The 25,413-nt window shown below is 70.7% G+C and carries 18 protein-coding genes; 7 read left to right on the top strand and 11 right to left on the bottom strand.

The features are described 5' to 3' along the window. Position 1: 1 nt before the first annotated feature. From DVS28_RS02710 to DVS28_RS02695, 4 genes are read left to right on the top strand one after another with little or no spacing between them, the layout of a single operon-like run. The gene (locus DVS28_RS02710) at positions 2–829 is read left to right on the top strand and encodes an HD domain-containing protein (RefSeq protein WP_114590088.1); all 828 of its coding nucleotides are present in this window, start codon (positions 2–4) and stop codon (positions 827–829) included. 22 nt (positions 830–851) lie between these two features. Beyond that, positions 852–1,274, top strand: a complete 423-nt coding sequence (locus tag DVS28_RS02705) for a VOC family protein (protein WP_114590087.1) — start codon at positions 852–854, stop codon at positions 1,272–1,274. Next, on the top strand, positions 1,271–2,239 hold the full coding sequence (locus DVS28_RS02700) for an ADP-ribosylglycohydrolase family protein (RefSeq protein ID WP_114590086.1): 969 nt from the start codon (positions 1,271–1,273) through the stop codon (positions 2,237–2,239). The genes DVS28_RS02705 and DVS28_RS02700 overlap by 4 nt, the downstream gene beginning before the upstream one ends. A gap of 46 nt (positions 2,240–2,285) precedes the next feature. Further along, complete coding sequence (locus tag DVS28_RS02695) at positions 2,286–3,722, top strand: lysyl oxidase family protein (protein WP_114590085.1); 1,437 nt, start codon at positions 2,286–2,288, stop codon at positions 3,720–3,722. A 98-nt stretch (positions 3,723–3,820) separates the two neighbouring features. Here DVS28_RS02695 and mbp1 read toward each other — a convergent pair whose 3' ends face one another. After that, positions 3,821–4,060 carry a microaggregate-binding protein 1 gene (gene mbp1 / locus DVS28_RS02690; RefSeq protein ID WP_114593953.1) on the bottom strand — a complete coding sequence of 80 codons (240 nt, stop codon included), beginning with the start codon at positions 4,058–4,060 and terminating at the stop codon, positions 3,821–3,823. A 210-nt stretch (positions 4,061–4,270) separates the two neighbouring features. Between mbp1 and DVS28_RS02685 the strand changes: the two genes are divergently transcribed. From DVS28_RS02685 to DVS28_RS02675, 3 genes are all read left to right on the top strand, one after another. Next, positions 4,271–5,005 carry a flavodoxin family protein gene (locus DVS28_RS02685; RefSeq protein ID WP_114590084.1) on the top strand — a complete coding sequence of 245 codons (735 nt, stop codon included), beginning with the start codon at positions 4,271–4,273 and terminating at the stop codon, positions 5,003–5,005. Between the two features lie 40 nt (positions 5,006–5,045). Continuing rightward, positions 5,046–6,263 (top strand): hypothetical protein, encoded by a 1,218-nt coding sequence (locus tag DVS28_RS02680; RefSeq protein ID WP_114590083.1) that lies wholly within the window; start codon positions 5,046–5,048, stop codon positions 6,261–6,263. A gap of 125 nt (positions 6,264–6,388) precedes the next feature. Next, entirely contained in the window at positions 6,389–9,013 is a 2,625-nt protein-coding gene (locus tag DVS28_RS02675) for a cell wall-binding repeat-containing protein (RefSeq protein ID WP_114590082.1), read from the top strand. A 68-nt stretch (positions 9,014–9,081) separates the two neighbouring features. On the opposite strand, the gene DVS28_RS02670 is transcribed toward DVS28_RS02675, so the two are convergent. The 10 genes from DVS28_RS02670 to DVS28_RS02625 form a co-directional block, all read right to left on the bottom strand. Then, positions 9,082–10,401 carry a phenylacetate--CoA ligase family protein gene (locus DVS28_RS02670; RefSeq protein WP_114590081.1) on the bottom strand — a complete coding sequence of 440 codons (1,320 nt, stop codon included), beginning with the start codon at positions 10,399–10,401 and terminating at the stop codon, positions 9,082–9,084. A 13-nt stretch (positions 10,402–10,414) separates the two neighbouring features. Then, positions 10,415–10,981, bottom strand: a complete 567-nt coding sequence (locus DVS28_RS02665; protein WP_164709847.1) for a hypothetical protein — start codon at positions 10,979–10,981, stop codon at positions 10,415–10,417. Next, entirely contained in the window at positions 10,978–12,759 is a 1,782-nt protein-coding gene (locus DVS28_RS02660; RefSeq protein ID WP_114590079.1) for a vWA domain-containing protein, read from the bottom strand. Before DVS28_RS02660 ends, DVS28_RS02665 begins: the two co-directional genes overlap by 4 nt. Continuing rightward, positions 12,756–13,883: a hypothetical protein gene (locus DVS28_RS02655; protein ID WP_164709846.1), complete on the bottom strand. Its 1,128-nt coding sequence runs from the start codon at positions 13,881–13,883 to the stop codon at positions 12,756–12,758. Before DVS28_RS02655 ends, DVS28_RS02660 begins: the two co-directional genes overlap by 4 nt. Continuing rightward, positions 13,880–15,463, bottom strand: coding sequence for an AAA family ATPase (locus DVS28_RS02650; protein WP_114590077.1), 1,584 nt, complete (start codon positions 15,461–15,463; stop codon positions 13,880–13,882). The genes DVS28_RS02655 and DVS28_RS02650 overlap by 4 nt, the downstream gene beginning before the upstream one ends. Before the next feature lie 111 nt (positions 15,464–15,574). Further along, on the bottom strand, positions 15,575–15,730 hold the full coding sequence (locus DVS28_RS28080; protein ID WP_164709845.1) for a DUF6131 family protein: 156 nt from the start codon (positions 15,728–15,730) through the stop codon (positions 15,575–15,577). Between the two features lie 111 nt (positions 15,731–15,841). Next, entirely contained in the window at positions 15,842–16,735 is an 894-nt protein-coding gene (locus tag DVS28_RS02645; protein ID WP_114590076.1) for an HpcH/HpaI aldolase/citrate lyase family protein, read from the bottom strand. A gap of 1 nt (position 16,736) precedes the next feature. Continuing rightward, a complete protein-coding gene (locus DVS28_RS02640; RefSeq protein WP_216826349.1) occupies positions 16,737–17,324 on the bottom strand; it encodes a type II toxin-antitoxin system PemK/MazF family toxin in 588 nt (195 codons plus the stop codon). 39 nt (positions 17,325–17,363) lie between these two features. Then, positions 17,364–22,439: a cell wall-binding repeat-containing protein gene (locus tag DVS28_RS02630; protein ID WP_114590073.1), complete on the bottom strand. Its 5,076-nt coding sequence runs from the start codon at positions 22,437–22,439 to the stop codon at positions 17,364–17,366. A 167-nt stretch (positions 22,440–22,606) separates the two neighbouring features. After that, complete coding sequence (locus tag DVS28_RS02625) at positions 22,607–25,387, bottom strand: hypothetical protein (protein ID WP_164709844.1); 2,781 nt, start codon at positions 25,385–25,387, stop codon at positions 22,607–22,609. Between the last annotated feature and the right edge of the window lie 26 nt (positions 25,388–25,413).

Here is a 25,413-nt window from a genome sequence, read left to right as displayed (position 1 = left end):
GATGGCTGACGAGACCGATCCGCACCTGGTCCTCGGCCCCCGGTTCGCCGAGGCCGTCGAGCTGGCCGCCGAGCTGCACCGCGACCAGTCCCGCAAGGACTCCTCCATCCCCTACATGTCCCACCTGCTGGGAGCGGCGAGCTTCCTGATCCAGCAGCCCGGCTGCACCGAGGACGAGGCCATCGCAGCGTTGCTGCACGACGCGCTCGAGGACCAGCCGGAACGGATCGACGCCGACGACATCTCGGCGCGTTTCGGCGACGACGTGGCGCGGATCGTCTTCGACTGCACCGATGCCGACACCAACCCCAAGCCCCCGTGGCGGCACCGCAAGGTCGCCTACCTCGCCCACCTCGAGACCGTGCCCGAGTCCAGCCTGCGCGTCTCGGCGGCCGACAAGCTGCACAACGCCCGGGCCATCGCCAGCGACCGCCAGCTGGTGGGCGACGACCTGTGGCGACGGTTCAACGCGCCTCCCGTGGCGCAGCGCTGGTACCTGCAGTCGCTGGCGGAGGTGTTCTGTCGCCGGCTGGGCAACGACATCGCCAAGCTGTTGTCGCACACGGTTGCGGAGGTCACCGGCGACCTGCCCACCGACATCGACCTGCAGGACAACGTGGATCGTCCGGCGTGGGTCGGGGCCAGCACGATCACCTCCTCCCTGGCCTCGCTGGACCATGCGGCCGAAGCCCGGTTCCCCGGTGACCCCGTGCCGGTCGGGCTGACCGCCTGGAGGTCCGAGGACGGCCGCTGGTGGATCGAGCAGGTCGATGCAGGCGACCCCCACCGGCCGCTGACGGTCTTCGTGGCTCCCGTCGACGCCGACTGACCCTCCTGCGAGGATCGACGGCATGGACGAACCTGCGTTTCCGGACCCACCCGCAGTGCTGCCGAGCACCCTCGAGCTCGGGGCCTTCTCCATGTCGCTCTCCGTCGCCGACCTCGACGTCTCGCGCCGCTTCTACGAGGCGCTCGGGTTCGTGGTCTCGGGCGGGGATGCCGACGAGGGTTGGGTGATCCTGAAGAACGGGGAGAGCACCATCGGGCTGTTCCACGGCATGTTCGAGGGCAGCATCCTGACGTTCAACCCGGGGCTGACCAACGGGATGGCGAAGCTGGAGTCGTTCACCGACGTCCGTGTCATCCAGCAACGGCTGGAGGAGGCGGGCCTGGAGCTGTCCACCACGCCCGAGGGCGAGGAGGGACCGGCCAGCCTGACCCTGACCGACCCCGACGGCAACAACATCCTCATCGACCAGTTCTTCCGGTCTTGACGTCGTGGGAGGACCGCGTCGCCGGCGCAGTGGTCGGCGGTGCCGCCGGTGACGCGCTCGGTGCGGGCTACGAGTTCACCGTCCCGGCACCCGACGAGCCGATCGAGATGCGCGGCGGCGGACCGTTCGGATTCGCCCCCGGCGAGTGGACCGACGACACCGCGCAGGCCGCGGGCATCCTCGGCGTGCTGGCCACCGGCTCGACCGACGTGCTGGCCATCGGCCAGCGCTTCCTCGACTGGATGGCCGGTGAACCCAAGGACGTCGGGTCCTCGACGGGCGCGGTGCTGCGCCACGCCGTCACCGCGGACCACCTCACCTCGTCGGCGGCGACGTACTTCGCCCGCAACCCCCGAGGCGCGGCCGGCAACGGCAGCCTGATGCGGACCTCACCGGTGCCGCTGCACGCCCTGGGTGACGATGCGGCCATCGCCGACCTCGCCACGCGGGTCAGCTTGCTGACCCATGGCGACCCGCTTGCCGCAGAGGGCTGTGTGATCTGGTCGCTCGCGATCGACCGCGCCGTCCGCGTGGAGGTGTTCGACATCCGCACCGGGCTGCGCCGGCTGCCATCCGACCGCGCGGCCTGGTGGACCGACCGCATCGACGAGGCCGAGGCCAACCCGCCCAGCCGGTTCGGGACGGGCAACGGGTTCGTCGTCACCGCGTTGCAGGCGGCGTGGTCGGCCATCGTGCACACCCCGATCCCCGAGGACCGGCCGGCACGGCACCTGCCGCTCGCGCTGCGGGCTGCGGTCCGGATCGGACACGACACCGACACGGTCGCCGCGATCGCCGGGCAGCTGCTCGGGGCACGGTGGGGCGCATCGGCGGTGCCGGAGGCGTGGCGTCGGATGCTGCACGGGTGGGGTGCCGACGGCGCGGACGACCTGGCACAAATGGCGGTGCGGGCCGCGGGCCACCGAGCGGCCGAAGGCCGTCACGAGATCGTCACGGAGACGTAGCACAACAGGCGCAGGGTCGGCCGTGCCACGTCACGAACTCTGCAGCATGCGCATGATCACCTTGTTGTCCTGTCTGCTCCTCCTCGCGTTGGTGGCCCAACCCGCCCTCGGCGAGGGCGACGGCCACACCGAGCACCACCACCTCGGCACCGTCGACGCCGGCCCCGTCGGCCTGCTCGACGAGCAGGTGCCCGCAACGTTCTGGGAGACGCCGTTCTTCAGCTGTGACGGCGAACCCGCCGCCACCGACGTCTCGGCGCCGCCCACCTGCGATGACGGGCTCGTGTTCACCTGGACGGTGCAGGTGGCGGAACCCGCTGGGCAGCTGCGGGTCGACTTCGACAACCCCTACCGGCAGGACGACTTCAGCCTGACCGTGACCGGACCGGACGGCGAGACCGCCACCCAGGCGTCCCACAACACCTACTCCGAGGGTGTGGCCTTCGATGCCCCGACGGTGGGCAGGTGGACGATCGAGCTGACCCCCATCCGCACGGCGGGAAGCATCGTCCGGATGCGAGCGGGTCTGGCGACCGTGGACGAGCCCGAGGGCGAGCTGCTGCCGAACCTGCGGGTCACGCCGCCGTTCGAGTTCGGGTTCGCCGCCCCCATCAACCCGGCCAACTCCATGTTCCTGGCCGGTGACGACCAGAACCCGCCGGTGATCGTCGACGGCCAGCCGCTGTACTCGTGCACCGCCGACGAGGTCCAGGAGGCAAACGACCCGACCCGCACCGACGAGCCCACGCTGCTGACCCGGTGCCTGCGGTTCACCGCCGGCCCCCACAACGTCGGCGAGGGCCACTTCGACCTTCGCTTCCCGATCCTCGACCGCGCCATCAACGACCGGGACCGGTTGGTGGAGATGACCCAGGTCGTCCACCACGGCGATGGCACCTCGACCGAGCGCGATGCCGGCAGCTACGAGTACCACGCGACCCACGGCCACTACCACTACACCGACATCCTGTTCTACGAGCTGCTGTCGGTCGACGAGGCCGCGGGCACGGTGGCGCCCGCCGGGGTCGGACACAAGTCGGGCTTCTGCCCCGCCGACCAGGGCTACGGCGACTGGGAGGCCTTCGACCAGGACGAACAGGGCGCCCTCGGGGCGGAGCAGTCGGGCAGCTGCTTCGCCATCGCCGGCGACGGCGCCATGGGCATCACCGCCGGCTGGGGCGACTTCTACCGCTGGCAGCGCCCCGGCCAGTTCGTGGACTTCTCCGGTCAGCCCGACGGGACCTACGTGGTGCGTGCCACCGTCGACGTCCTCGACAACGTGCGCGAGACCGACGACACCGACAACGCCTCCTACGCGCTGCTGTCGATCGAGGGCAACGAGGTGACCATCCTCGAGCGTGGCCGCGGGTCCTCCCACCTCGACCCCGACAAGGTCGTGGTCCACGACAACCGTGGGCAGTATCCCGAGGCGTGGCTGGTGGGTGGCGCCACCCCCGACCAGCTGCAGCTGCTGCGCCGGTAGGCACATCCGGGGGCATGCCTCGACGGACGTGACGAGCCCGCCGGGGCGGGACATGCGCCGGCGGGCTCGGGTCTGGGTGCGGTCTGGCTGGGGAAGTCCTAGCGCTGGTGGAGGCGCTGCTCCGCCTCGTGGGCGTCGGCCTCGGCACGTGCCTTCTCGGCCTCCGCTTCCTTCTTGACCACGTCGCGCTGGGCCTCGGCCTTGCGCTGCTGGGCGGCACCTTCCCCCTTCAGCGACTCGTCGTCGGTGATGATGCCGGCGGCCTCCTTGAGCTTGCCCTTGGCGTCCTCGACGACGCCCTCGATGCCGGTCCTGGTGTTCTGCTCGTTGCTGGCCATGTCATCGTCCTTGCCGTCGACGCGGGTGTGGTTGCCCTCGGGGAGGGCGGGTGTGATGCCCTCGAAGAGGGGGATGTGATTGCCCTCGATGAGGGGATGCCCTGCGGTCTCGGAGTTCACACCGTCCGATCGTCCGATTTCGGCTGCTGCAGGCCGCTCGGGCACCTGTCGGTGTAGACCCGACGCACGCTGCCGACCGAGGAGTCCCCCATGTCCACACCCCCTGCGAGCTACGACGACCTGTCCGCGGTGTACCTCAACTGCTCGCTGAAGCGATCCAGCGAGAAGTCCCACACCCAGGACCTGATGGACCGCTCGATCGCCATCATGGAAGGGGTCGGCGTCAGCTGCGAGACGATCCGCCTCGCCGACCTCGACATCGCCTACGGCGTGTACCCGGACATGACCGAACACGGCTGGGACACCGACGCGTGGCCCGAGGTGCAGGACAAGGTGATGGCCGCCGACATCCTCGTCATCGGCACGCCGATCTGGCTGGGGCAGCACTCGTCGGTCTGCAGCCTGGCCATCGAGCGGCTCTACGGCTACTCGGGCAAGCTCAACGACAAGGGACAGTACGCCTACTACGGCCGGGCCGGCGGCTGTCTGGTCACGGGGAACGAGGACGGCATCAAGCACGTCTCCATGGGGGTGCTGTACTCACTCCAGCACCTCGGCTACACGATCCCGCCCCAGGCGGACGCAGGCTGGATCGGGGCGGTCGGTCCCGGCCCGAGCTACGGCGACGTGCCCGACGACGGCGGCACACCCGCCGGATTCGACAGCAACTTCACCAACAGGAACACCACCTTCATGACGTGGAACCTCCTTCACACTGCGCGCATGCTGACCCACGCCGGTGGGGTCCCTGCGTACGGCAACCAGCAGCCGAAGTGGGCCGACGGCGAACGGTTCGGCTTCCCCGAGAATCCCGAGTACCGCTGATCACCTGTTCCGGTCGGCGCCTGCCGCGATACTGCCCCCCATGGGACACGGAATCGTGGTGGACACCGATGCGGGACCGATCAAGGTCGACGCTCGCGACGTCGCCGACTGGGAGGGCCGCAGCGTCGCCGACCCCGACGACCCGATGTGGCGGTCGATCGCCGAGCGGTACGTCGATGCACATCCCCGACCGGCCGCCCGGTTCAGCGACGGCCAACGTGTCGCCATCCTCCGGTGCCTGGCCGCTGGCCCGGCAGACACCCGGTCGGTGCTGCGAGCGATGCGGCAGGTGGGATACGTCGGCGCCAGCGACCTGGAGAACCGACTCCGCGACCTGCGGGCCACCGGGAAGCGAGGCGGTGACCACGCCGCGGCGCTGCCCGTGGTCAGCGACGGCGACGTGCACCGGTTGACCCAGCCACTCCCGCTGCTCGACGACCTCCAGCGCACGGCACTGGGCCACGTCAAGACCCTCGTCGCCCGTCAACCGACCCCGCTGGTCGGCCACGCCATGCAGGTGCTCGACGGATTGCTGCCGGGCGTCGGGGCCACCACCGGGGCCGATGGGAACCGCACCATGCGGCTCGGCACGGCGGACATGCAGCGCTTCGAGCACGCCAGGACGACCCGCACGCCGGTGTCGGTGGAGTATCACTCGATGAACTCCGGCCGGACCAAGACCTATCTGCTGGTCCCCGTCACCTACGTGCCGACGGGGCCGGCGATGAAGGCCGTCTGCGTGGAGGTCGACCGCGACGGCAACCCCGGCGAGGAACGCCAGTTCGCCCTCGAGCGCATCCATCGCGTGCGCGACGCCGACATGCCCTCGCTGGCCGAGCCGATCCACCTGCGGACCGAACCGCTGCACCTGGTCGTCATGCGCGACCTGTACCGGATCATGGCCGACCGCAACCAGTTCAACATCAGCGAGTTCGAGGCGCGCGAGCTGCCCGATTCCGACCACTGGGAGGTCTACGGCGAGTTCCCCGTCGTCCTGGGGTGGGACGTCATGGAGCAGATGTGTGCCTGGGCCGGCAGCGTCGTGGTGTACCAGCCGCTGTGGCTGGTCAACGCCGTGATGCGCCGCCTGCATGCGGGGCTGTCGGCGATGCAGGACAGCGAGCTCCGGCTGGAGAAGCCCCGGCCGGGCGAGGCGTTCGCCGACCTCGAGGACGCGCTGTTCCGGGTCGAACCTGACCCGGTCGTCGCACCGGTCGGTCCCACCAAGCTCGCGCCACCCCCGCGACGCACGAGTTGACCGCTCGGCTGTCGCCCATGCACGGAACGTGCGAGGATCACGAATCGGTTTCGGCCACGAGGGTCACGTCATTCCGGACGTCCCTGCCGTGATCACCGCGTTCAGTTCGTTCTGAGGGAGCACTCATGTCTGCATCGTTGTTGTCCGCGCGAGTCCGAGGTGCGGTGATCGTGCTGGCCGGCCTGCTGATGCTGCCGCTGGCCGTCCCCGCCGCTGCCGACGTCAGCGACACCATCTCGGTGATCAAGGAGGGCGAGACGCTCGACACCGTCGAGATCGTCTCGCGACTGGCCGAGGCGACGTTCGACGGGCCCACCCAACGGGTGCTGATCGGTCGTGAGGACAACTTCGCCGACAACATGGCCAGCGCGGTCATGCAGTCGGAGGCACCGCTGCTGCTGGTCCCCACCGAGGGTCCCATCTCGCCGCGCGTCCGGGACCTGCTGGCGACCTACGACCCCTCGGAGGTCGTCCTGCTCGGTGGTGAGGCAGCCCTGTCCACCACCATCGAGCAGGAGCTCGCCGCGGACTACCAGGTGACTCGCCGGGCCGGCCCCACTCGGTTCGAGACCGCCATCGACATCGCCGAGGTCGAGGCCCCGACCGCCAACACCGCGGTGCTCGCCCGTGGCTTCGAGGCCGACGGCAGCACCGATGCGACCCAAGCCTTCGCCGACTCCCTTGCCGCCGGTGGCTGGGCTGCTGACCAGGGCTGGCCGATCCTGCTGACCCCGACCGACACCCTGCCCGCCAGCCTCCGCACCTACCTCGACCGATCCGCCATCGACACCATGATGATCATGGGTGGCACCGCAGCCATCTCCGAGACCGTCGAGAACGAGATCGAGGGCATGGGCATCACCACGACCCGTGTGGCCGGTCCGACCCGCTTCGACACCGCCATCGCCGTCGCGGAGATGCGTGGGGTCGACAACGCCAGTGACGCCGGCAGGGTCATCCTCGTCGAGGGGCAGGCCGAGGACGCCTGGGCAGGTGGCTTCGCCGCCGCCGCACACTCCGCGGAGTTCGACGCCCCGATCGTCCTCGCCAACGGCGACGGCCTGCCGGGATCAACGACGGACTTCCTGACACCCCCTGCCGGCTTCGCCCAGGCCGACTTCTTCGACAACGCCGTCCTGACGTGCGCCACCCTGCCGTCGACCTGCGAGCTGGCTCGGGTCACCCGTGGGCTGTCGCCGGAGGCGGACGTGACCTTCACCCCCGCCAGCGGCGCCACCGTCCCCGTCGGCAGCGTCGTCGAGATCGCCATCATCGCCGACACGATCGAGTCGGGTGAGGCAACGGGCGACTGCATCGCCGACACCGACCTGTCCACCGGCACCACCGACGTGACGATCACGGGACCGCCTGCAGGCGAGTGCGTCATCACCTCGACGCTGGTCCTTCCCAACGGCAGCACCCAGGTCGACACGGCCACCTACACCGTCACCCCGGCGGACGGCGGCATCCTCACCGCGAACTTCGGTGAGGCCTACACCTACGTCCCCGGCGTCGAGGAGGTCATGGTCACCATCGGGACCAGCGACACCTTCCTGATCGACGGCCAGCCAGCCAGCGAGGCCGTCTTCCTGCAGCAGGCCACCGTCGGTGACGTGGTCAGCAACACCGGCGGCGGGTTCGCGCAGGGCGGCGTCGAGCACTCTCTGGTCAACATCGACCCGCTCGACTACACCGACGGCGTCGTCGGCAACGTGGACCTCCTCGACGGACGCGCAGACATCATCGAACCGGTGTCGGGCGTCGCGCTGCGACCCTTCGACCTGGCCGGTGGGCTGTACACCGTCGACGGGACGGTCGCGCCGCTGTCCGTCGTCGAGGAGGACATCAACGAGGGTGACACCGTCGTCCTCGGGCAGACCGCGGACGAGACGCCGACCATCGACCTCACCAACGAGACGGTGTCGGGGCCGGTCTTCGACTTCACGACCTTCGCCGGGTCCTTCGGCCGGCAGATGCGCATCGACTCGGGTGGGCTGCCGGACTCGCCGATGCTCGGCGACGTGCCCTTCCACAGCAGTGACCTCCGGTTCGAGGCCAACGACGGTCCGTCCTACGACTTCGAGGTCGACGGCGCAGCTGCCACCTTCACCGAGTTCGGCACCGCCCTCACCGAGGGTGACCTGCTGACCTACTCCCGTCAGGACGACGTCGAGCTGTTCAGCCTGGTCAACGCCATCGCGGCCGCCACCACCGGCTTGGCCACGGAGTTCCACGACCTGTTCGACGCCGGCGACGTCGAGCTGGTGGTGGCCGGACAGGGCCGCGTGCTGGAGACCATCGACCTCAACTCCGCCACCTACGTCATCGACGGCGTGCTCTCGACCCTCCCCGACCTGCAGGACGCCTGGTCGCCGGGTGATCAGGTGAGCATCGTGCCTGCATCCAGCGAGGATCCGCAGCGGGTCACCCTGGACAACCGGTTCCTGGTCGGGGACCTTGCCGACATCCAGACACCCCCGTCGGAGTTTCCTTCCTATGACGTGGTCAACGACGACGGCACGATCTACGACGGCCTGGCCTACACCGGCGACCCGTTCGACGAGGGTACCGGCGTGCAGAACCGCTACTACGTCGACGGGGTCGAGGTGACCCGGGCGAACTTCGAGGCGGCGCTCGACAGCGCCGACCTCGACGTCGCGACCATCGAGGTCCGACGCGCAGGGGACGCAGTCCCGGGCGGCGGGACCGTCGGCGTCGCCAACCAGCACCGCTTGGACACCGGAGCCTGATCCCGGGAGGTTGCAGGAGGGCCGGCCGAAGGGCCGGCCCTCTTCTGTCGAGCAGTGTTCGGGGACGCTCAGGCGACCCTGAACGGCACGACCTTCACGGTTCCGGCCGAGATGGCCACGACGTCCACGGGGCTGCCGGGAAACAGGTCGCGCACCATGCGGGCGGCATCATCCACCCGCGGGTCACCCGGATCGTCCACCCCGAAGGCCAACCGTCCGTCGGCAGCCTGGTGCAGCGTGAAACGGGGCAAGGCGACCGGGCGGAGGGCCACCGTGACCGAGTGGCTGTTGATGCGGCGCCCCGCACGGGCGTGGAACACCACCGGCGTCCGTCCCTCGACGTCGACCAGCACGGGGGCGGCCGCTTCCGGCAACCACCGGAGGGCGGCATGGTCACCCGTGCGGTAGCGCACGAGGGGCAGGGTACGATTCATGCCGCCGGTCAACACGATCTCGCCGTGCTCACCCTCCTGCGCGGGGGTGCCGTCGGACCGCAGGACCTCCACGTACAGGTGGGGCTGCAGGAGGTGATACGGCCCACCGCCCCGCGTGGCGGCCGCGACGGGCCCGGTCTCGGTGAGGGACAGGACGTCCAGCACGGGCGCACCGAACCGCACCTGGAGTCGGTCCCGCAGGCCCGCCGACAGCGCGGTGGCGGTCGAGACGAGCAGCCGGGGATGGATGTCGGGATCCAGGTCGAGCAGCACGTCGAAGGCCACCGGATCCCCCGTGATGACCCGCGGGTCGTGCCCGGAAAGGAAGCCGTGCACGTCCTCCGGTGACCGCCAGCGGTCGGGACCGAGGGCGACCTGGGCGGTCAGCGTGCCGGTCGTCGACGACCAGGAGGGGATGACGTAGCCGCCCACCTCCTGGCTGATGACGGTGACCCAGTCGAGGTGGTCGGGACGCAGGGTGACGTCGGCGATCGGGGCGGCTGCGTGGAGCAGCAGCGGGTAGTACGACGCCGTCGTGACCGGGTGGCTCGGGACGGTGACCGACGCACCAGCGGTGCCCGAGGTGGAGTAGGCCAGCAGCTCGTCGAGCGGGACGTCGTCGGGGACGTGGGCGGCCGGGTCGGCAGCCAGGTCGGACCGGCTGGTCGGCCGCACGTCGAGCAGGGTCGGGGGCCTCGGGCCGCGTCGGGTCAGGGCCGGGACACGGGGCCAGACCCGATCGAGCCACGGGTCGAGCCACGCCGGGGGCTGGCCGGGCTGCCAGGTGGGCGGCTGCGTCCGGACGAGGTCGGCGAAGGCAGCGACCTCGCGCCGCATCGCCGGCGTCAGGCGATCTTCCCGTGGGTGGGTCCAGACGGGCGAGCCGGGAGCCTCGACGAGGGCACGGTAGGCCGCGGCCCCCGAGGGGGTGATGTGTTCGGGGACGGTGCTCATGGCTGGTGACCCCTCATTCCCGAGTGGCCTTTGCGGCGGCTTCCTGCGCCCGTTTGCGGGCCAGCGCCTGGCGGACCTTCGCGCTGTGTGCCTCGGCGGCGCGGGACTCGGCGATGACGCGCAAGCGGGTTGCGGTGTCGAGCGTGGCCAACCGGTCGGCAGCCTGTGCCGGGGTCTCCCCGGCAGGGGTCACCCCGGCTGCGCGCAGCAGCAGCCGGGCAAGCTCCTCCCGCCGGTCGTCCTCGCTGACGAAGTCCTCGGCCCGCACGTGGTCGGCGACGGTGTGCAGGTCACCGCCGAGCAGTCGGAGGATCCCGTGTGTCTCGACGACCGCGCCGACCGCCGGGTCGGCGATCAGCCACGCCACGACGGCGCAGGCGCGCAGCCACGCCACCTGGGCCTCCGACGGGCGCTGCGGGGACAGGGCGTCCAGCCACTGATCGTCGAGGGGCTCGTGACCCAGGTCGGCAAGCACGTCGGACAGGACCGCCCCGACCGCCACCGGGGCGAGGAACGCCGACGGCGTCTCGGCAAGGCGCCTCGTCAGACGCTGGATGGGCGGACCCGGTGTGCCGCTCATGCCGCCGTCCCGGTGTAGGTCGCCCTGGCGAAGCGGCGCGCGAACGCGACGAGGCCCTCGAGGTCGTCGACCTCCTCGATCGTCCAGCCCATGGCGCGGGCCTCCTCGATGCCTGACGGGGTGCCGAACAGCTCCAGCACCCAGGTGCCGCCGCCACGCGCACGCCGCAACGCCTCCGCCTGCACCTCCCGTCCGGGTGTGCCCTCCTCGTCGTCGTTGAAGATCGTCGTCACCCCGTCGTCGGACACCACGAGGATGTGTGCCGGCCGGTCGTCGTCGCGGCGTTGCCGGTAGGTGTCACGCAGGACGTGCAGCGGGAACGCCGTGCCACCGCCGATGTGGCCGAGGACCACCCGCAGGATCGCGTCGCGGTCCTCGGTGAACCCGTCGGTGGTCTGGAACTGCTGGGCGCCGCTCCACAGGGTGGCCTGGACCCGGGCCCCGGCCCGCAGCGCCGAGAGGACCAGCACTGTGCCGGCCAGCGCCGGGTAGGACAGGCGTTGCTGCGGGTTGGGCATCGAGCCGGACGAGTCGATGTAGATGTCGAGGTCCACCGGTACCGGGGCCGGTGGAGCCATGTCGTCGACCCCGTGGACCCGCTGGACGGTGGTGACCCCGGGGATCACGGTCGGGCTGGTCAGGACCGTCTGGAGCCAGTCGATGTCGGCCAACGCCTCGCCCGGCGTCCACGGCTCGAAGCCCTCGGGCAGCGTCTCGCCGGGTGTCGGGTCCGGCCGTGACGGGAACGGCACGAGATGTCGCTGGGCCAGCTCGCGGTAGTACCGGACCGCCACCTCGTGGCCGGTCAGGTCCATGCCGAGGGCTCGGAGGATCTCGCCGTACTCGAACGGCTCGCGGTGCTGGCCGGCCGAGGAGGTGGAGCTCGTGTCCTCCCTGGGTGGCCCGGTGACCTCGGTCCCGTTGTCTGGGTCGGCGGTGGTTCGGCCCAGGCCGTTGAGGGCCGGATCGAGCGCCGGGTGGATGGCGCCGGTCTCTTCCTCCGGGTCCGGTTCGGCAAGCCCCGGCGGGACTCGCGCGCCGGCGCCCGCGGCGGTGGCGTCGTCCCACACACCGGCGGGGTCGAGCGCGTCGTCGCCGTCGGCCTCCAGGTAGCCGAAGCAGAGTGCGGCGAAGCGACCGGCGCCGCTGGCCCACTGGCTGGCGTAGCTGCGGACGAGGCGGGCGCACAGCTGGGCGTCCCCCTCAACGCGTGGTTCCAGCGGGATGCCCGGCTCGGCGTCGGTCAGCGTGCCGCCCTGCAGCGCCCAGAGGATCTCGTAGGTCCGCAGGTACATCCGCCACAGCGGACTGGGTCGGGACGTGGAGGCCGCCGCGATGGCGCGGTAGAGCTCGTGGATGGCCAGCCCCCGGTCCCGCTGCAGCCGGTCGTTGATCAGCAGATCGGCGTACAGGTTGGCCAGCATCGGGGCGGTGTGCTCGACCCCGGGGAGGGCGACGCGCATGCGGGCGATCACCCTGGCCGACGTGGTGACCGATGCCGGGGCGGCGATGTGGTGGCCGATCTCGTGACCCAGGACCTCCAGCGGACGGTCAGCCAGCCCCAGCGCGACGATCCGCTGCAGGTCGATGACGACGGACTGGTCGGCCAGCCGGATCATCGCGAAGCTGCCGGTCAGCCCCTCCCGACGTGCCGCTGCAGAGGTGGTGCACAGCGTCGGTGGTCGCAGGCGGGTGAAACGACTCCACAGGCCGAGCGCCTCCGACCAGCGGTCCTGCCATTCCTCGACCAGCTCGGCAGGGACCGCGGGGCCCCTCACGACGACGCCCCGCCAACCCGGCCCCGGATGCTGATGCGGTGGCTGGCTGCGGTGGTGACGGCGCAGGTGTCGTCGGTGGCGGCGACCGAGGTCATGCGAGGGATGGGGGCGCGGGGCCAGCGCTCGACCGCACCCGGGCCCGCCGGGACGGTCGTCCGGGCCGCCCGAACCAGCGTGGACCCGAAGGCGTCGGCGTGCAGCCGCCAGACGCCGTCGTCGGGGCCGCCGGTGGCGTGGATGGCGCCGTCCTCGTTCAGCCACACCCGTGGTGGTTGCGTGAACGGCCCTCCGAACCCCACGAACCCCCCGACCGGCTGCCCGACCACCAGACCGTCCGACGCCCCGTCAAGCGCCCCACCGGGCGTCCCGTTCGGCGGTTGACCGTCCGGCGTCCCGTTCGGCGCGATCGGGGCCTGCGTCGCGTATGGGTGGGTTGGGCCCCGATCGCGCCCGTCGTCACGCGGGGCAGCCGAGCCCCGCGGGCGGGACCAGCGGTCGGTCGGCGTCCACGACGCGAGGGCGGGCTCGTCCACGCCGGCGGCCGCGGCGACCAGCGACGGGGACAGGCCCCCGATCGCGGCCAGGGCAGTCGCACGCTGGTGGGCCATCCCGCAGGTCCATGCCACCACCCTGCCGGCCGCCAACCACGGGCCGACGCCGGCCGCCCCCTCCCCTGCCAGGGTCGCACCCAGCGCCGCGATCCGGTCCACCCAGGCCGGCACGTCCACCCCGGGGGTCGCGGCCACCGACAGCGTCGCGTTGGTCACCGATCCGAGCACCCGGACGGGGTCGGCAGCGACCAACCCGGCCATGTCCGGCAACCGCTCCCACACCGCAGCAACCGGTTCCTCGGCCACCCCGCCACCCCGCCCGGCGACCTCCACACCTCGCCCCGTCAGGGTCAGCACCGCCCGGTAGGCCGCCTCGACCACCGGGCCGACGGCCGTCGGGTCCACCCGGTCCACCGCCTCGGCGAGCGCATCGACCGGCCCCCGCAACGCGTCGGTGAACGCCTCCTCGGCGAAGCCCCCACCGAGCAACCGGGCCTCGACCGCCAGTCCGTTGAACTGCTCCCGCCCCGCTCGAAGCGCAGTGCCGAGCGCCGGACCGACCGTCGTGGTCACCCCCGCCACTGCAGCCAGGCCAGGTAGTTGGTGTACCGCTGATGCAGGTACTTCAGGGCGAGGACGTCGTCGTACACCGTCCCGTACAGCTTCTTGCCCTTCGCCCACGACGCCAGCAGGCCCTCGATGTGGGTCAGCCGCTCCCGGGTCACCGCCTCGGTCAGCCCGTCGATGCCGGCGTCGAACTCCGCCAGCAGCGTCGACACCGGGTCGTCGGTGTCGCGGCCCTGACGGTCGTAGTCCGCACACGACAGGTCGAACAGCCGGCGGATCCACCCGACGCGGTCCGCCCGCAGCGCAGCGTTGCCCTCGGCTTCGAAGAAGGGGGCGTCCAGGTCCGGGACCAGCCGGTCGTGCAGCACGAAGCCGAGGACGTGACGGACGTCGTCGAGCTGCACCTCCGCCATCCCCCGGAACCACGCCATGGCCTTGGCGAACGTCATGATCGTCATCAACGCCCGGACCGACAGCCCGTTGAGGGTCTGCACACCGAGGTCCGCCAGGCGATCGGTCCCAGTGTCGTCGTCCAGCAGGTGCCGCTGGATGCCCGACAGCCGGATGGTGTCCTTGGTCTGGTACTCCAGGACCGTCGCGGCGGACTCGGCGAACTCGAACTGGCTGGCGAAGAACTCCAGCCGGCGGCGGATCCCGTCGGGCACGGGCACGGCCAGGATCTCGGCGTGCATCCGGTCATGTTCGTCGCTGGTGAAGACGAGCTGCTCGGGGACCAGCTCAGCAGGCCGGTAGCCGGCCTCGATCCGGTCCAGCAGCGCACCGAGGAACCGCGGGTTGAACGCCAGCGCCTTGACCGTGACGTCGATGCGGTCGCGCAGGGCCTCGATGACCTTGTAGGTCCCGCCACCGGCGTCGTCGTTGGCGGTCAGGAACCACGCCCCCTCGGGGCACTCCTTGACCTGGTCCAGCATCTCGGCGTACCCGTCCCCCATCAGCGTCAGCAGGGCCGACTGGGTTCGGGTGGGGATCCGGTTGTACTCGTCGACGATCCGCACCCGCATGTCCAGCCACGACCGCCAGGCGATGCGGATGTCGGTGGTGGAGGTGGCGCTGACGAGGTCGGCCGGCAGGGGGTTGCCGAGCAGGTCGGCGATGGTCATCTGTGGGTGGCCGTGCTGCATGCCCCGTCGTACGTCGGTCAGCGAGTAGCCGGCCAGGACGCCGAGCAGGGTGGCCGTGGCGGTCTTGCCTCGTCCGGGGCCGCCGACCAGCAGGCAGCGTGCCCTGACGGCGAAGTTCAGCAGCGGCAGCAGCACGAAGGAGGAGTAGCTCTGCCCGCTGGGCAGCGTGACCTCGGTCGCGGACTCCCCGAACCGCCAGGACGGTGACGGGCCGTCGTGGAAGTCCAGGTCGTAGTGCGGGCTGATGACCGCCCGGTTGACGATCCAGAAGTAAGCCTGCCGGAGCTTCTCGTCCAGCGGCAGCGCGCCGGCGTCCGCGGGTGAGTCCACGGGCAACGGCCCGTCGGTGTAGAGGTCCGCGACGTCGAAGGCCCGCCCGTCGGGACGTGCGTGTCGCGGATTCGTCGGTGCCTGGGCGACGTGCTGCAGCCGTGTCCGGTCCATGGGGCGGACACGCTAACGCACTTGCGGCGGACATGGTGCGGCCCCGACCGCGGTGCGATCGGGGCCGAAGCCGTTGCGGGGGCGCTGGATCGGATCCGCGCCGCGCCCGTCCTAGAAGTAGTGGGCTCGACCGCCGATGCCGTTGCCGATGCGGCCAGCGATCAGCAGGACCACGCCGATGACCAGCAGGATCGTTCCGATGGTGGTCATGATGGGGATACCGGCGAGGACGCCGATGAGCAGCAGGATGATGCCGAGGGTAATCACTTGATACACCTCTTTCGTTCGGGGGCTTGAAGGGGACCGGTCTGTTGCATGGGATGCCCCGTGCGTACGCCGCCCAAACCAACCTGCACGAGCAGAATTGACCAGACGCCCCTACGTGTCCCGCGACTCCAGGCGGTCCACCAGCCGAACGATCGCCCGGGCGCGCTGGACCAGCCCGGGGTCGAGCAGCTCGTCGTCGACCATCAGGAGCCCCGACCGGTGGACCTCTGCCGCACCGAGGCTGGAGACGATCTGACGGGCCCAGTTCCGAGCTGCCCGGTCGGGTGTGAAGACGTCGTTGACCGGACCCACCTGCGAGGGATGGATGACGGACTTGCCGAAGAACCCCAGCGACTTGGCGCGCTTGGCGCCGGCGACGAGGCCGGCGACGTCGTCGATGTGGCCGAAGACGCTGTCGATGGGCATGCCCTTCCCGCTGGCCCGCGAGACCATGACCATGTGGGAACGCACGTGCATGGTCGCCACGTCGTCGTTACCGGAGGCGGAGATGTCGGCAACGAAGTCGCTCGCACCGAAGGCGGCTCGCCGGGTACGGGTCGTCGCCTCGAGGACGGGGCCGAGCAGCATCGCGCCGGACGCCGTCTCCACCGTCGGGTAGAAACCGATCGTGCCCGATGCCATGTCCGCGGCGGCCTCGAGCTCGGCGACGAGGGCATCGAGGCTCCGGACCTCGTCCACGGACTGCACCTTCGGCAGGCGCAACGCCGTGACGCCCGGCTGCACGACCGCACGGACATCGTCGATGTCGAACCCATCGGCCCAACGGTTGACCCTGACGTGCACGTCGCAGGTGGCATCAGCGGCACGTGTCGCGATGAAGTCCGCCACCGCCCCCCGTGCGGCGACCTTGTCCTCCGGGGCGACGGAGTCCTCGAGGTCGAGGATGACCGCGTCCGCGTCGGAGGCGATCGCCCGTGCCATGCTGCGGGGCTTGGTGCCCGAGGCGTACAGGTACGTGCGGTGGAGGCCGGGTTCGGTGCTCAACTCAGTAGGCCTCCCACGCCGCAACCACGCCGTCGAAGCGGTCCCTGTCCAGCACCGCTCCCTCGCGGCGGATCGCGTCGGGGTCCAGGCGCAGCAGCCGGTCGAGCTTGATCCAGGACGGGCGGCCACGGTTGTCCCAGGGGCCCGTGGCGAGCGGGTGGTGATGCCGGTCGTCGTGGGCCCTCGAGGTCAGCGCAAGGGCGGCCACGTCGTCCTCGATGTGGCCGATCACCAGCAGCGGACGGTCCTTGCCCTGCGTGGGGTCCTCCTCGTAGGGCACCCAGGCCCACACGACCTCACCCGGATCGGCGTCGTCGTCGCGCACGGGGGCGTAGGCGACCTTCGGACGGGCGGTGGCGGTGTCGACCTCGCCGCGGCGTGCATCGACGTGCGACGAGGTCGTGGCGGCGACGCGGTCGAAGGACGGCATGGTCACACCGGTCCCGCTGCGGGTGGACGACGCCGGAGTCGACCTCGCCCCGGAAGAGGAGGTGCGTCCTGTGGGCTGGCGTGTGCGGGCCGCCTTCTGCAGCGCCGGGACGACCACGTCCCGAGCGATCCGCACCAGCCGCTTCAGTCGTGGATCCATCGCGCCAACCGTACCGCCCGGACCATCCGACGCGGGTGCCTAGTCCGCTGGCAGCGGGGCCGCCCGGTCCAGCGCCTCCCTCGCGTCGTCGCTGACCGCGACGGGTCCACCGGCAAGCACCAGCCCACGCACGTCGGCAGACGACGACAGCAGGTCCGCCACGACATCGGGGACGACCGACTGTGGGGTCAGGACCAAGGGGCTGCCGTGACGAGCGGCGATGGGGCCGGCCGCCAACGCGTCCGGCGAGGTGACGCCGTCGCCGTCACCGGATGCCACGAGCGGCCGACGCATGTCGAGCAGGTCGTCGCCGGTCAGCTGATCGGCCAGGGCCACCGCCGTTTCGTAGCGGGTCAGGCCGGCGACGCGATCAACAGTGAAATTCGCGGCCCGGAGGGCCTCGGCGACGGCGTCGTCGACCGCTGCGGTCCCACCGACGATCGTCACGTCCGTGATGCCGAGCTCGAGAAGGGCACCGAGCGCCTGCTCGGCAAGCTGGTCGGGGTGGGTCAGGAGGATCGGGCGTCCGAGCGCGGCAGCCGGGGCGCTTGCCGCAAGCGCGTCCGCGAAGTTCACCGCGGTCGCAAGGTAGGCGTGGTCGTCGACGGACCCCGTTCGGGTGGCGATCGCTGCCGCGGTGTGGAACCGCGTCGGGCCATCGACCCGGACGACCTCGTGGCCCAGCGCTCGGAGGGTCGACGCGACCTGGTCCGACACCGCTGCGGGACCACCGGCCAGCACGACCTGTTCGACGTCGAGCCGCTGCAGCTCCAGCAGCGTCGTGGTGGGAAGGTCGCCGGTCCTGGTCAGCAGGACGGGACCCCCGACCTGTGCGGCGAGTGTGGCTGCCGCCAGCGCATCGGGGTAGTCGTCCGCCCGGGCGAGGACTGCCGCACCCGCGGAGAGGAACTGCGACTGCGACAGGCCGGCAGCGGTGGCGAACCTGTCCGATGTGATCGCCGGATCCGGGCCGTAGAACCGGAGGGTGGCCCCATCGGCTTCCTCGAGCCCGAAGGTGCCGACCGTGACGAACGACGCCCCGGCGGACTCGCGTCCCACGCGGGTGCCGAGCTCGTCGTGCGCGCCGGAGTCGTGGAGGCGGCTGATGGCGACGCGCTCGACGACGGTCTCCGACAGCAGGTTCTCGATCCCCCGCACGCTGGCCTCCACGTACCCGTCGAAGGCATCGAGGGTGGTGAAGTCGTCGTCGTCGGCGACGAGCGCGAGCTGGTACAGCGACGTCACCGACTGGAACCCGTCGACGGAGACGGTCTCGCGTCGCACGATGCGGCCGTAGGCGTCGTCGTCGATGACCCCAGCAGGGACGATGACGGCGAAACGGCCATCACAGGACAGGACGCTGCCGCCGTCGGGGGTCACGTTCGGGGCGGCCGGGAACGGGCAGTCGTCCTCGATCCCCGACCCCGGTGGGAAGCTGGTGCCGCCGTCGGTCCCGTCGACGTCGGGGCCGGTCCCCAGCGTCACGCTGACCGTTCGTGGCTCGCTCCGAAGGCCTCCGGAGCTGATCACGGTCACGGCGTAGGTGTGCAGGCCGGGGGTGAGGTCGGCGTCGGCGAAGAAGCGGTCCCCGCGGGGCAGGACGGTCACGACCTCGCCGTCGCGCGCGACCTCGTATCCACCGACGGTGGCCGCCGGGTTGCGCTCGTCGACGAACGACAGGTTTGCGCCGCTCTCGCTGTTGGGGCCCGCGACCAGTCCGGTGACGGGGAAGATCGTTCGCAGGTCGACTGACAGCTGACCGGCCACGAGAGGCCGTCCATCCAGCGCAGTCCAGTCGCCGTCTCCGGTGTACTGCACGATCGTCGAGCCGCTCTGCAGCTCGTCGTTGAGGGCGAGGGTGATGAGGTTGCCGTCGGCGCTGGTGGTCCGGACACCCGGGCCGTTCAGCAGCCTGAACCCAGCGGGCCCCTCTGCGGTCGTGGTCACCGGCTCGGACGTGCGCACGACGATGGTCGACAGGCCGTCGGTCTCGGCGCTCAGCAGCCGCGGCAGCGCGGCCAGGCTGGCGGTCTCGTAGTCACCGACGTTGCCCGCGACGTCGGTTCCACGACCGCGGATGACGACGCCACCCATGGTCGCGAGGTCGACGGAGTCGGGGATCGTCCACGTGTAGGAACCGGAGCGGCCGTCCTCCTCGCTGGGTCCGTGGTTGGTCGGCGTGATCGGTCGTTCGTCGCCGTCGGCGTCGATCCACACGAGGTCGACATCGACGACGCGCTCGTCGAAGGCGTAGAGGATCTCGATCTCGGTCGCGCCGGCGTCGTAGCCGGCGACCAACGACACGAGCTCCGGCGGCAGGGAGTCCTCGACGATGGAGAACGTCGCAGGTCGCTCGGCCTCGTTGCCGTTCGGGTCGATGACCTCGACCCGGAAGCCGTTCTCGGTGTTGGCGTGCAGGGGCACGGTGAAGCGGAAGCGCCCGTCGGTCCCCGCCGTCCCCTCGAACAACGCGCGGTCCTGCTGCTGGGCGAACATGGCCGGCGCGGTCCTGAACACGCGGTAGGTGTTGGGCAGCGCCGAGCCATCCGTCGTCCCGGTCAGGGTCCACGTGTAGGGGCACGCCTCGACAGGCTGGCCCGACTCGGTACCGGTGGTGCAGTCCGTCCCGTCGGGGGCGTCTGCGGCGGTGCTGACCGGTCCAGCCGGTACGCCGCTGATCGTGGGGTCCGCAGGAAGGAAATGCTCCGCGGCGATGGTGTTGCCCGGCAGCAGGATCGGCTCCCCTCCCTCCCCACGGAGGTTGCCGAGATTCTGGTCGAAGGCGATCCGTGGGGTGGCGTTGCGGTCACCCGGCGAGGACGGGAACGGCTGCACGAACGACAGGGTGACGACCGAGCCGGAGCGGTTGGCCGACAGCGGGGTGCGGTCCGGGGTGTCGGTCTCACCGGGCTGCTCGATGCCGTCGCTGGCAGCCCAGTCGAGGGCGATCGTGCTGCCGGCCAGCGCCGCGTCGAACTCCAGCTCCACGCGCACGTCACCGGTCTGGTTGGCGACGAGCTCGACGCGGTCGGGCCCGATGGTGCCTGCGAGGACCTCGACCGCACCCTCCGCCACGTTGCCCGCGTTGCCCGCGAGGTCGTGCGCCTGCACCTCCACGAAGAGGTCGCCCGCGTAGTCCTCGGGGACCGGCACCTCGAACGTCGACCGGTTGGTGGTGACGTAGGTCTCGGTCGACCCATCGGCAAACGTCACGACGACGTCCACGCGGTCGTGGTTGGCCTCGGTCAGGTCGTAGTCCAGGCGCAGCGGCTGACCCTGCGGATGGTCCTCCTCGGGGTCGCCGCCGAAGAGCCCTCCGATGCCGCTGCTGGGGGGCGGCGGGTAGGTCAGGTCCAGGACGGGAGCCGTGGCGTCGTGCACGATCTCCCCCGACAGCGTCGCACCGCTCGTCTGTCCGAAGACATCCCGGGCGCGGGCGGAGAACCGGTACAGGCCGTCGGCGCCCAGCGGCATGTCGACCGACCAGCTGCGGTCCGCGGCCACGTCGGCGGTGTCGGTGGTGCTGCCACCGACCTGCTCGACGGCGATCTCGGTGATGGTGCTGGCGTCCTGCGCTGGCCGGAGCGTGCCGGCCACGGTGATCTGTTCGGCCGCGATGTACCGCGGATCGCCGGATGGCTGCTGGACGATGGGCGGCAGGATGTCGGGCAGGTCCCCGCCGAGGGGACGGGTGAACTCGGCCAGCGCGTTGGTGGCCTTGTCGCGGTATCGCGTGTCGGTGGGAGCCCAGGACACCGAGGCCGCGGCGTTGACCGGGCCGGAGGCGGTCAACCGGCGGCTTGCCCCCGTCCCCGTGGCGCTGACGGGTTCGCCCTGGATCCGCCACTGGCCGGCGTTTCCGTCCGGCGAGACGGGCTCCGACAGGGTCACGAGCACCGCGGTGGGGTCCTGCGGGTCGATGACGGCGTCGAGGACGAAGGGGACGATGGTGTCCAGGTGGTAGGCGGTGGGGTTGAAGTCGCCGTCCTCGCGCTCGGAGGCGGTCTGCTGGTTGCGGTCCTCCGAGGAGTTGCCCGACGGGTCGGTCGCGACCGCGAGGAGGGTGAACAGCCGGTCCTGGCTGGACTGCCCCGTCGGCCGCGGCAGCGTCGCGCTGACCGTGGTTCGGCCCAGCAGGTCCACGGAGGGACTGGCCGGCTCGATGGTCAGCTGGACGCGCTGCCCGCCCACGATCGCGAACAGGGCCAGCTGGTGGTCGGCGTTGACGTTGGAGAGCTGCACCTCGACCGGGTTGCGGTTGCCGACCACGACGACGGGGCTTCCGTCGCCGTTCTCGCTCGTGGCGACACCGTTGACCCGGTCGATCTGGGGGACGGCGGGGCGGATGTTGTCGGTCGTCGTCATGGTGCGCTCGGCACCGATGTTGGTGATCGGGTTGCCCGCCTGGTCGCCGTACCGTCCACGGACGCTCTCCGGGTCGTAGGTGACGGTGTAGACGACGTCCTCGCCGCCACCGCTCGCAAGCCTGAGGATCCTCGTGCAGCCGCTGTCGAGGTTGGGGCAGTCCCGCTCCTCCTGTTGCACCGCGGTGACGGGCACGTTGGTCCCCGATGCGGTGCGCACGGTCCAGTCCGCCGCGGAGTCCGACTGGGGAATGCCCCCGACGGTGGAGCGGACCACGACCGGTTCGGAGAAGATCACGACGATCTCGTTGGATGACCGGGTCACGGCGGCCACCCAGCGCGGTGCGTTGTAGTCCACGTCGAGGGTGTTGCTGCGGAACACCTGGCCATCGACCACGATCTCGAGCTGGACGGCGTCGACCTCGCCGTGGTTGATGGCGCAGCCGCTCGGGTCGTCGAACAGGCAGTTCAGCGTGCCCTTGCCGCTGAGCGACCCGTTCTGGACGATGATGTTCTCCTCCGGCGACTCCGCCGGGGTGCGGTTGCGACCGGCGATCTGCTGCTCGGCCTCGACAGACCCGTCCGGCGCGATCGCGAGGAAGACGGCGCGGCTGATCTGTCCATCAGGCAAGCCGGACCCGCTGAACTCGAGGGTGCTGCCCCGGCGCACCGACGGCTTCCCGGCGGAGTCGGTGATGGTGATCTGTCCCTGGGCGAGCACAGGAGCGGGCAGGAGCCCGAACCCGAGCACCAGGACGATCGTGACTGCGAAAGAACGTAGGAAAGTCAATGTGTCCTTGCCCATACCCCGTGACTGGCTGCTGATGGTACTGCGTCCCCCCGTGGGAGTCAGTCCTTGGACGACCACGACCCGGCCGCTGGTGCGGCCGGGTCGTGGACTGGCGCCGATGATCTTGCCTAGCTGACGAAGATCACGTCGGTCGCGCTGCGGTTGCCGGCGAGGTCCTCGTAGACGTCGAGGGCGTCAGCGCCCTGGAAGAGGTAGGACACGCCGTACAGCGGAACGCGGTTGTCGATGCTCAGGCCCGACAGCACCCGGGTGTTGGCGGTCTCGCCCTGCTGGACGTCGAACACACCGCGGTAGAGGAACTCGTCCTGCTGCTGGCCCGCGTCGGGGTTGCGCTGGACCGTGGCCCAGTCCTGGTTGGCGTTGCGCCCGCCGGCCAGGCTCTCGTTGTAGCCGACGGTGACCTGGCTGGCGTCACTCGACAGGGTCGATGCGACGATGGCCGGGACGGTCTGGTCCAGCACCATGGTCAGGTTCAGCGGGATCGCCGAGAACTGGCTGCCGGGCGCGGCGTTGGGGTTGAAGAAGGTGATGCGACGGGTCAGCTCGCAGTTGGGGCCGACCCGGGTGCCGGTACCGGCCCCGGTGTCGCAGCCGTTGGTGTTGATCGGGAGGGGGATGTCGATGGTGGTGAACCCGTCCCCGTCGACGGTCGGTGCGGTCTCGGTGAAGAGTCGGTTGCCGAGCTCGTCGGTGACGACGATGTCGTAGGCGGCGGAGGCGGCACCCACCGTGATGTGGGGGGTCTGGCTGCCCGGCTGCCCACCACGGTTGACGTGGAAGACGTAGTCGTTGTTGTTGGGGTCACCCAGCGGGCCGACGGTCTCGTAGTCACCGTTGTCGGCGTCGGTGTCGTAGCGCTGCAGCTGGTTGAACAGCGGGTTGGCGGGAGCGATCCGGGTGAAGGTCACGTCCTGCAGGAACTCGACCAGGTTGTTCGCGCCGTCGTGGAGGTCGTCGGCGAGCAGGCCGGACCCGTCGTAGGTCACCTGGTAGGGGAAGTTGGGGTCGATGGTGCTGAGCAGGCCCAGGATGCGGACGTTGTCGGGGCCGGCGACACCGGACTGGCACGACTGCCCGTTGGAGTAGAAGACCGCGACGACGGTGGTCTCGTCGACGTCCCACGAGGAGGGGGTGCAGCCACCGGCGATGACGGACGTGCCGTCGGCGTCGTTGTAGTCGTTGGTCAGCTCGACCGAGACGTAGTAGCGGCCACCGGTCTGGCCCAGCGGGTCCACGGTGTCCTCGGCGTTGCCGTCGACCAGCGCCGCTTCCTTGATGAGGGGGACGGCGTTGTCGATGTCGGCGTCGGCGAAGGCGCCGGAGCCGTTGCCGGCCGCGTCGGTCAGGTCGGCCTCGAGCGTCACCAAGCCGAAGTCGGGCAGCGGCATGGTCGCGGTGCCGTTGTTGGTGGGCACGGTGTCGGGCAGGACGAACGTGCCGCTGAAGGCGGTACCGGAGCCGTTCACGGTGACGGGGATCGGGTCGGAGGTCGCCATCGTGATGTTGTTGCGGATGCGAGCGGTGACGGTCAGGTCATCCGGGAGGACGGTGTTGCCCTGCTCGTCGGAGATGTCGCCGTCGAAGTCGAGGGCGTCGCCGGCCTTGCCCTGCAGCTGTCCGGCCGGGAGGTACAGGTCGAAGCGCTCGATGATCGGGGCGATGTTGTCGATCAGGATCAGGTCGGCCAGCGGGATCCGCTCGCTGTAGGCGAAGCCGTTGTTGTCGGTACCGCCCTCGAGGACGAGCGTGCCGCTGAGGACACCGGTGGGGACGTCGGCGTTGATGGTGATCGGCGCGAAGGCGAAGGTGGCGGTGGAGTTCTTGGCCCACGGGGTGCCGTCCCAGCTGATGGTGGCGGCGGCGGCGTAGGGGCCGCCGGGACCGGTCAGCTCCAGGCGGGCGGTGGCACCGCTCACGGTGGGCAGGTTCAGCTTCTCGGCGTCGAGGGTGAGGTCGTAGGTGACGCCGCCGCTGTGGTTGCCGTTGCTGTCCTTGCGGGAGGACCGGACGACGGGGTCGGAGATCGAGTCGAGGTCGACCGACAGGTAGGGCTGGCCCTGCACGGTGAAGCCGCCGGTGAGAGGGCCTGCGCTGGTCCCCGGTGCCGAGATGTTGATCGTCAGGGCCTCGACGGCCTGCTCGGGCGTGATGCCGGCCGGCGTGGAGAAGGTGAAGGAGACGTTGGTGTCCTTGGTGGTGCCCTCCACCGCCGTTGCGCCGATGCCGGCAAGGCTGACGGCGGAACGGGCGACCCCGTTGATGGTGGGAACCGCAGAGATGGCGTTGCGAGCGAAGCTGCGAGCGGTGAAGCGCGCGGTGATGGTCTGGCCGCGGGTGGCAACCCCGTCGCCGACGACGCCGTCCTTGACCTCGACGATCGAGCCGGAGACCAGCTGCAGGACCTTGACCGTGACGTTCAGGCCGGGCAAGCGGTCGAAGGTGCCGTTGGCGCCGGCGTCACCGGACACGTCGACCACGAAGGCCTGCGTCTGGTCGGCGGTGTTGGGCGCGCCGATCCGTCCGGTGAAGGGGACGTCAAGGCTTGCGCCGGGGGCGAGACCGGTCAGGCCCAGGCCGCCGCCGACGGGGGTGAAGTCGAAGAAGCCACCTCGGTGGGAGACGCAGGACCAGCCGGAGACCTCGGGGCAGGCCTCGTCCAGCAGGACCGCCGGCGGGGTGACCCGGATGTAGTCGATGGTCTCGGTCGGGGCGAAGAGGGGGGACTCACCGTTGCGGACGGTGATCGTGAAGGTCTTGTCCCCACCGGGGAAGACGGTGGACTTGTCGATCGACGCGGATGCTGCCGGGGCCGCCGAGGCGACCACCGCGGGCAGCAGCCCGAACGCCATCACCGCCAGTCCGACAACCGCAACCAGACGCTTGAACATCGCACACACTCCCGGAAGTAGGGGGG

Origin of the sequence: Euzebya pacifica (genome assembly GCF_003344865.1) — a bacterium.
GTDB lineage: Bacteria > Actinomycetota > Nitriliruptoria > Euzebyales > Euzebyaceae > Euzebya > Euzebya pacifica.
The sequence above is the reverse complement of the archived record's forward strand: the minus strand, read 5'-3'. Positions and strand labels throughout refer to the sequence as shown.

Excerpts from the sequence above, each read along its gene's own strand:
- DVS28_RS02695 (WP_114590085.1), top strand. The coding sequence starts at position 2,286 with ATGCGCATGATCACCTTGTTGTCCTGTCTGCTCCTCCTCGCGTTGGTG.
- DVS28_RS02705 (WP_114590087.1), top strand. The coding sequence starts at position 852 with ATGGACGAACCTGCGTTTCCGGACCCACCCGCAGTGCTGCCGAGCACC.
- DVS28_RS02640 (WP_216826349.1), bottom strand. The coding sequence starts at position 17,324 with ATGGATCCACGACTGAAGCGGCTGGTGCGGATCGCTCGGGACGTGGTC.
- DVS28_RS02625 (WP_164709844.1), bottom strand. The coding sequence starts at position 25,387 with ATGTTCAAGCGTCTGGTTGCGGTTGTCGGACTGGCGGTGATGGCGTTC.
- DVS28_RS02685 (WP_114590084.1), top strand. The coding sequence starts at position 4,271 with ATGTCCACACCCCCTGCGAGCTACGACGACCTGTCCGCGGTGTACCTC.
- DVS28_RS02675 (WP_114590082.1), top strand. The coding sequence starts at position 6,389 with ATGTCTGCATCGTTGTTGTCCGCGCGAGTCCGAGGTGCGGTGATCGTG.
- DVS28_RS02680 (WP_114590083.1), top strand. The coding sequence starts at position 5,046 with ATGGGACACGGAATCGTGGTGGACACCGATGCGGGACCGATCAAGGTC.
- DVS28_RS02710 (WP_114590088.1), top strand. The coding sequence starts at position 2 with ATGGCTGACGAGACCGATCCGCACCTGGTCCTCGGCCCCCGGTTCGCC.
- DVS28_RS02670 (WP_114590081.1), bottom strand. The coding sequence starts at position 10,401 with ATGAGCACCGTCCCCGAACACATCACCCCCTCGGGGGCCGCGGCCTAC.
- DVS28_RS02650 (WP_114590077.1), bottom strand. The coding sequence starts at position 15,463 with ATGGACCGGACACGGCTGCAGCACGTCGCCCAGGCACCGACGAATCCG.
- mbp1 (WP_114593953.1), bottom strand. The coding sequence starts at position 4,060 with ATGGCCAGCAACGAGCAGAACACCAGGACCGGCATCGAGGGCGTCGTC.
- DVS28_RS02665 (WP_164709847.1), bottom strand. The coding sequence starts at position 10,981 with ATGAGCGGCACACCGGGTCCGCCCATCCAGCGTCTGACGAGGCGCCTT.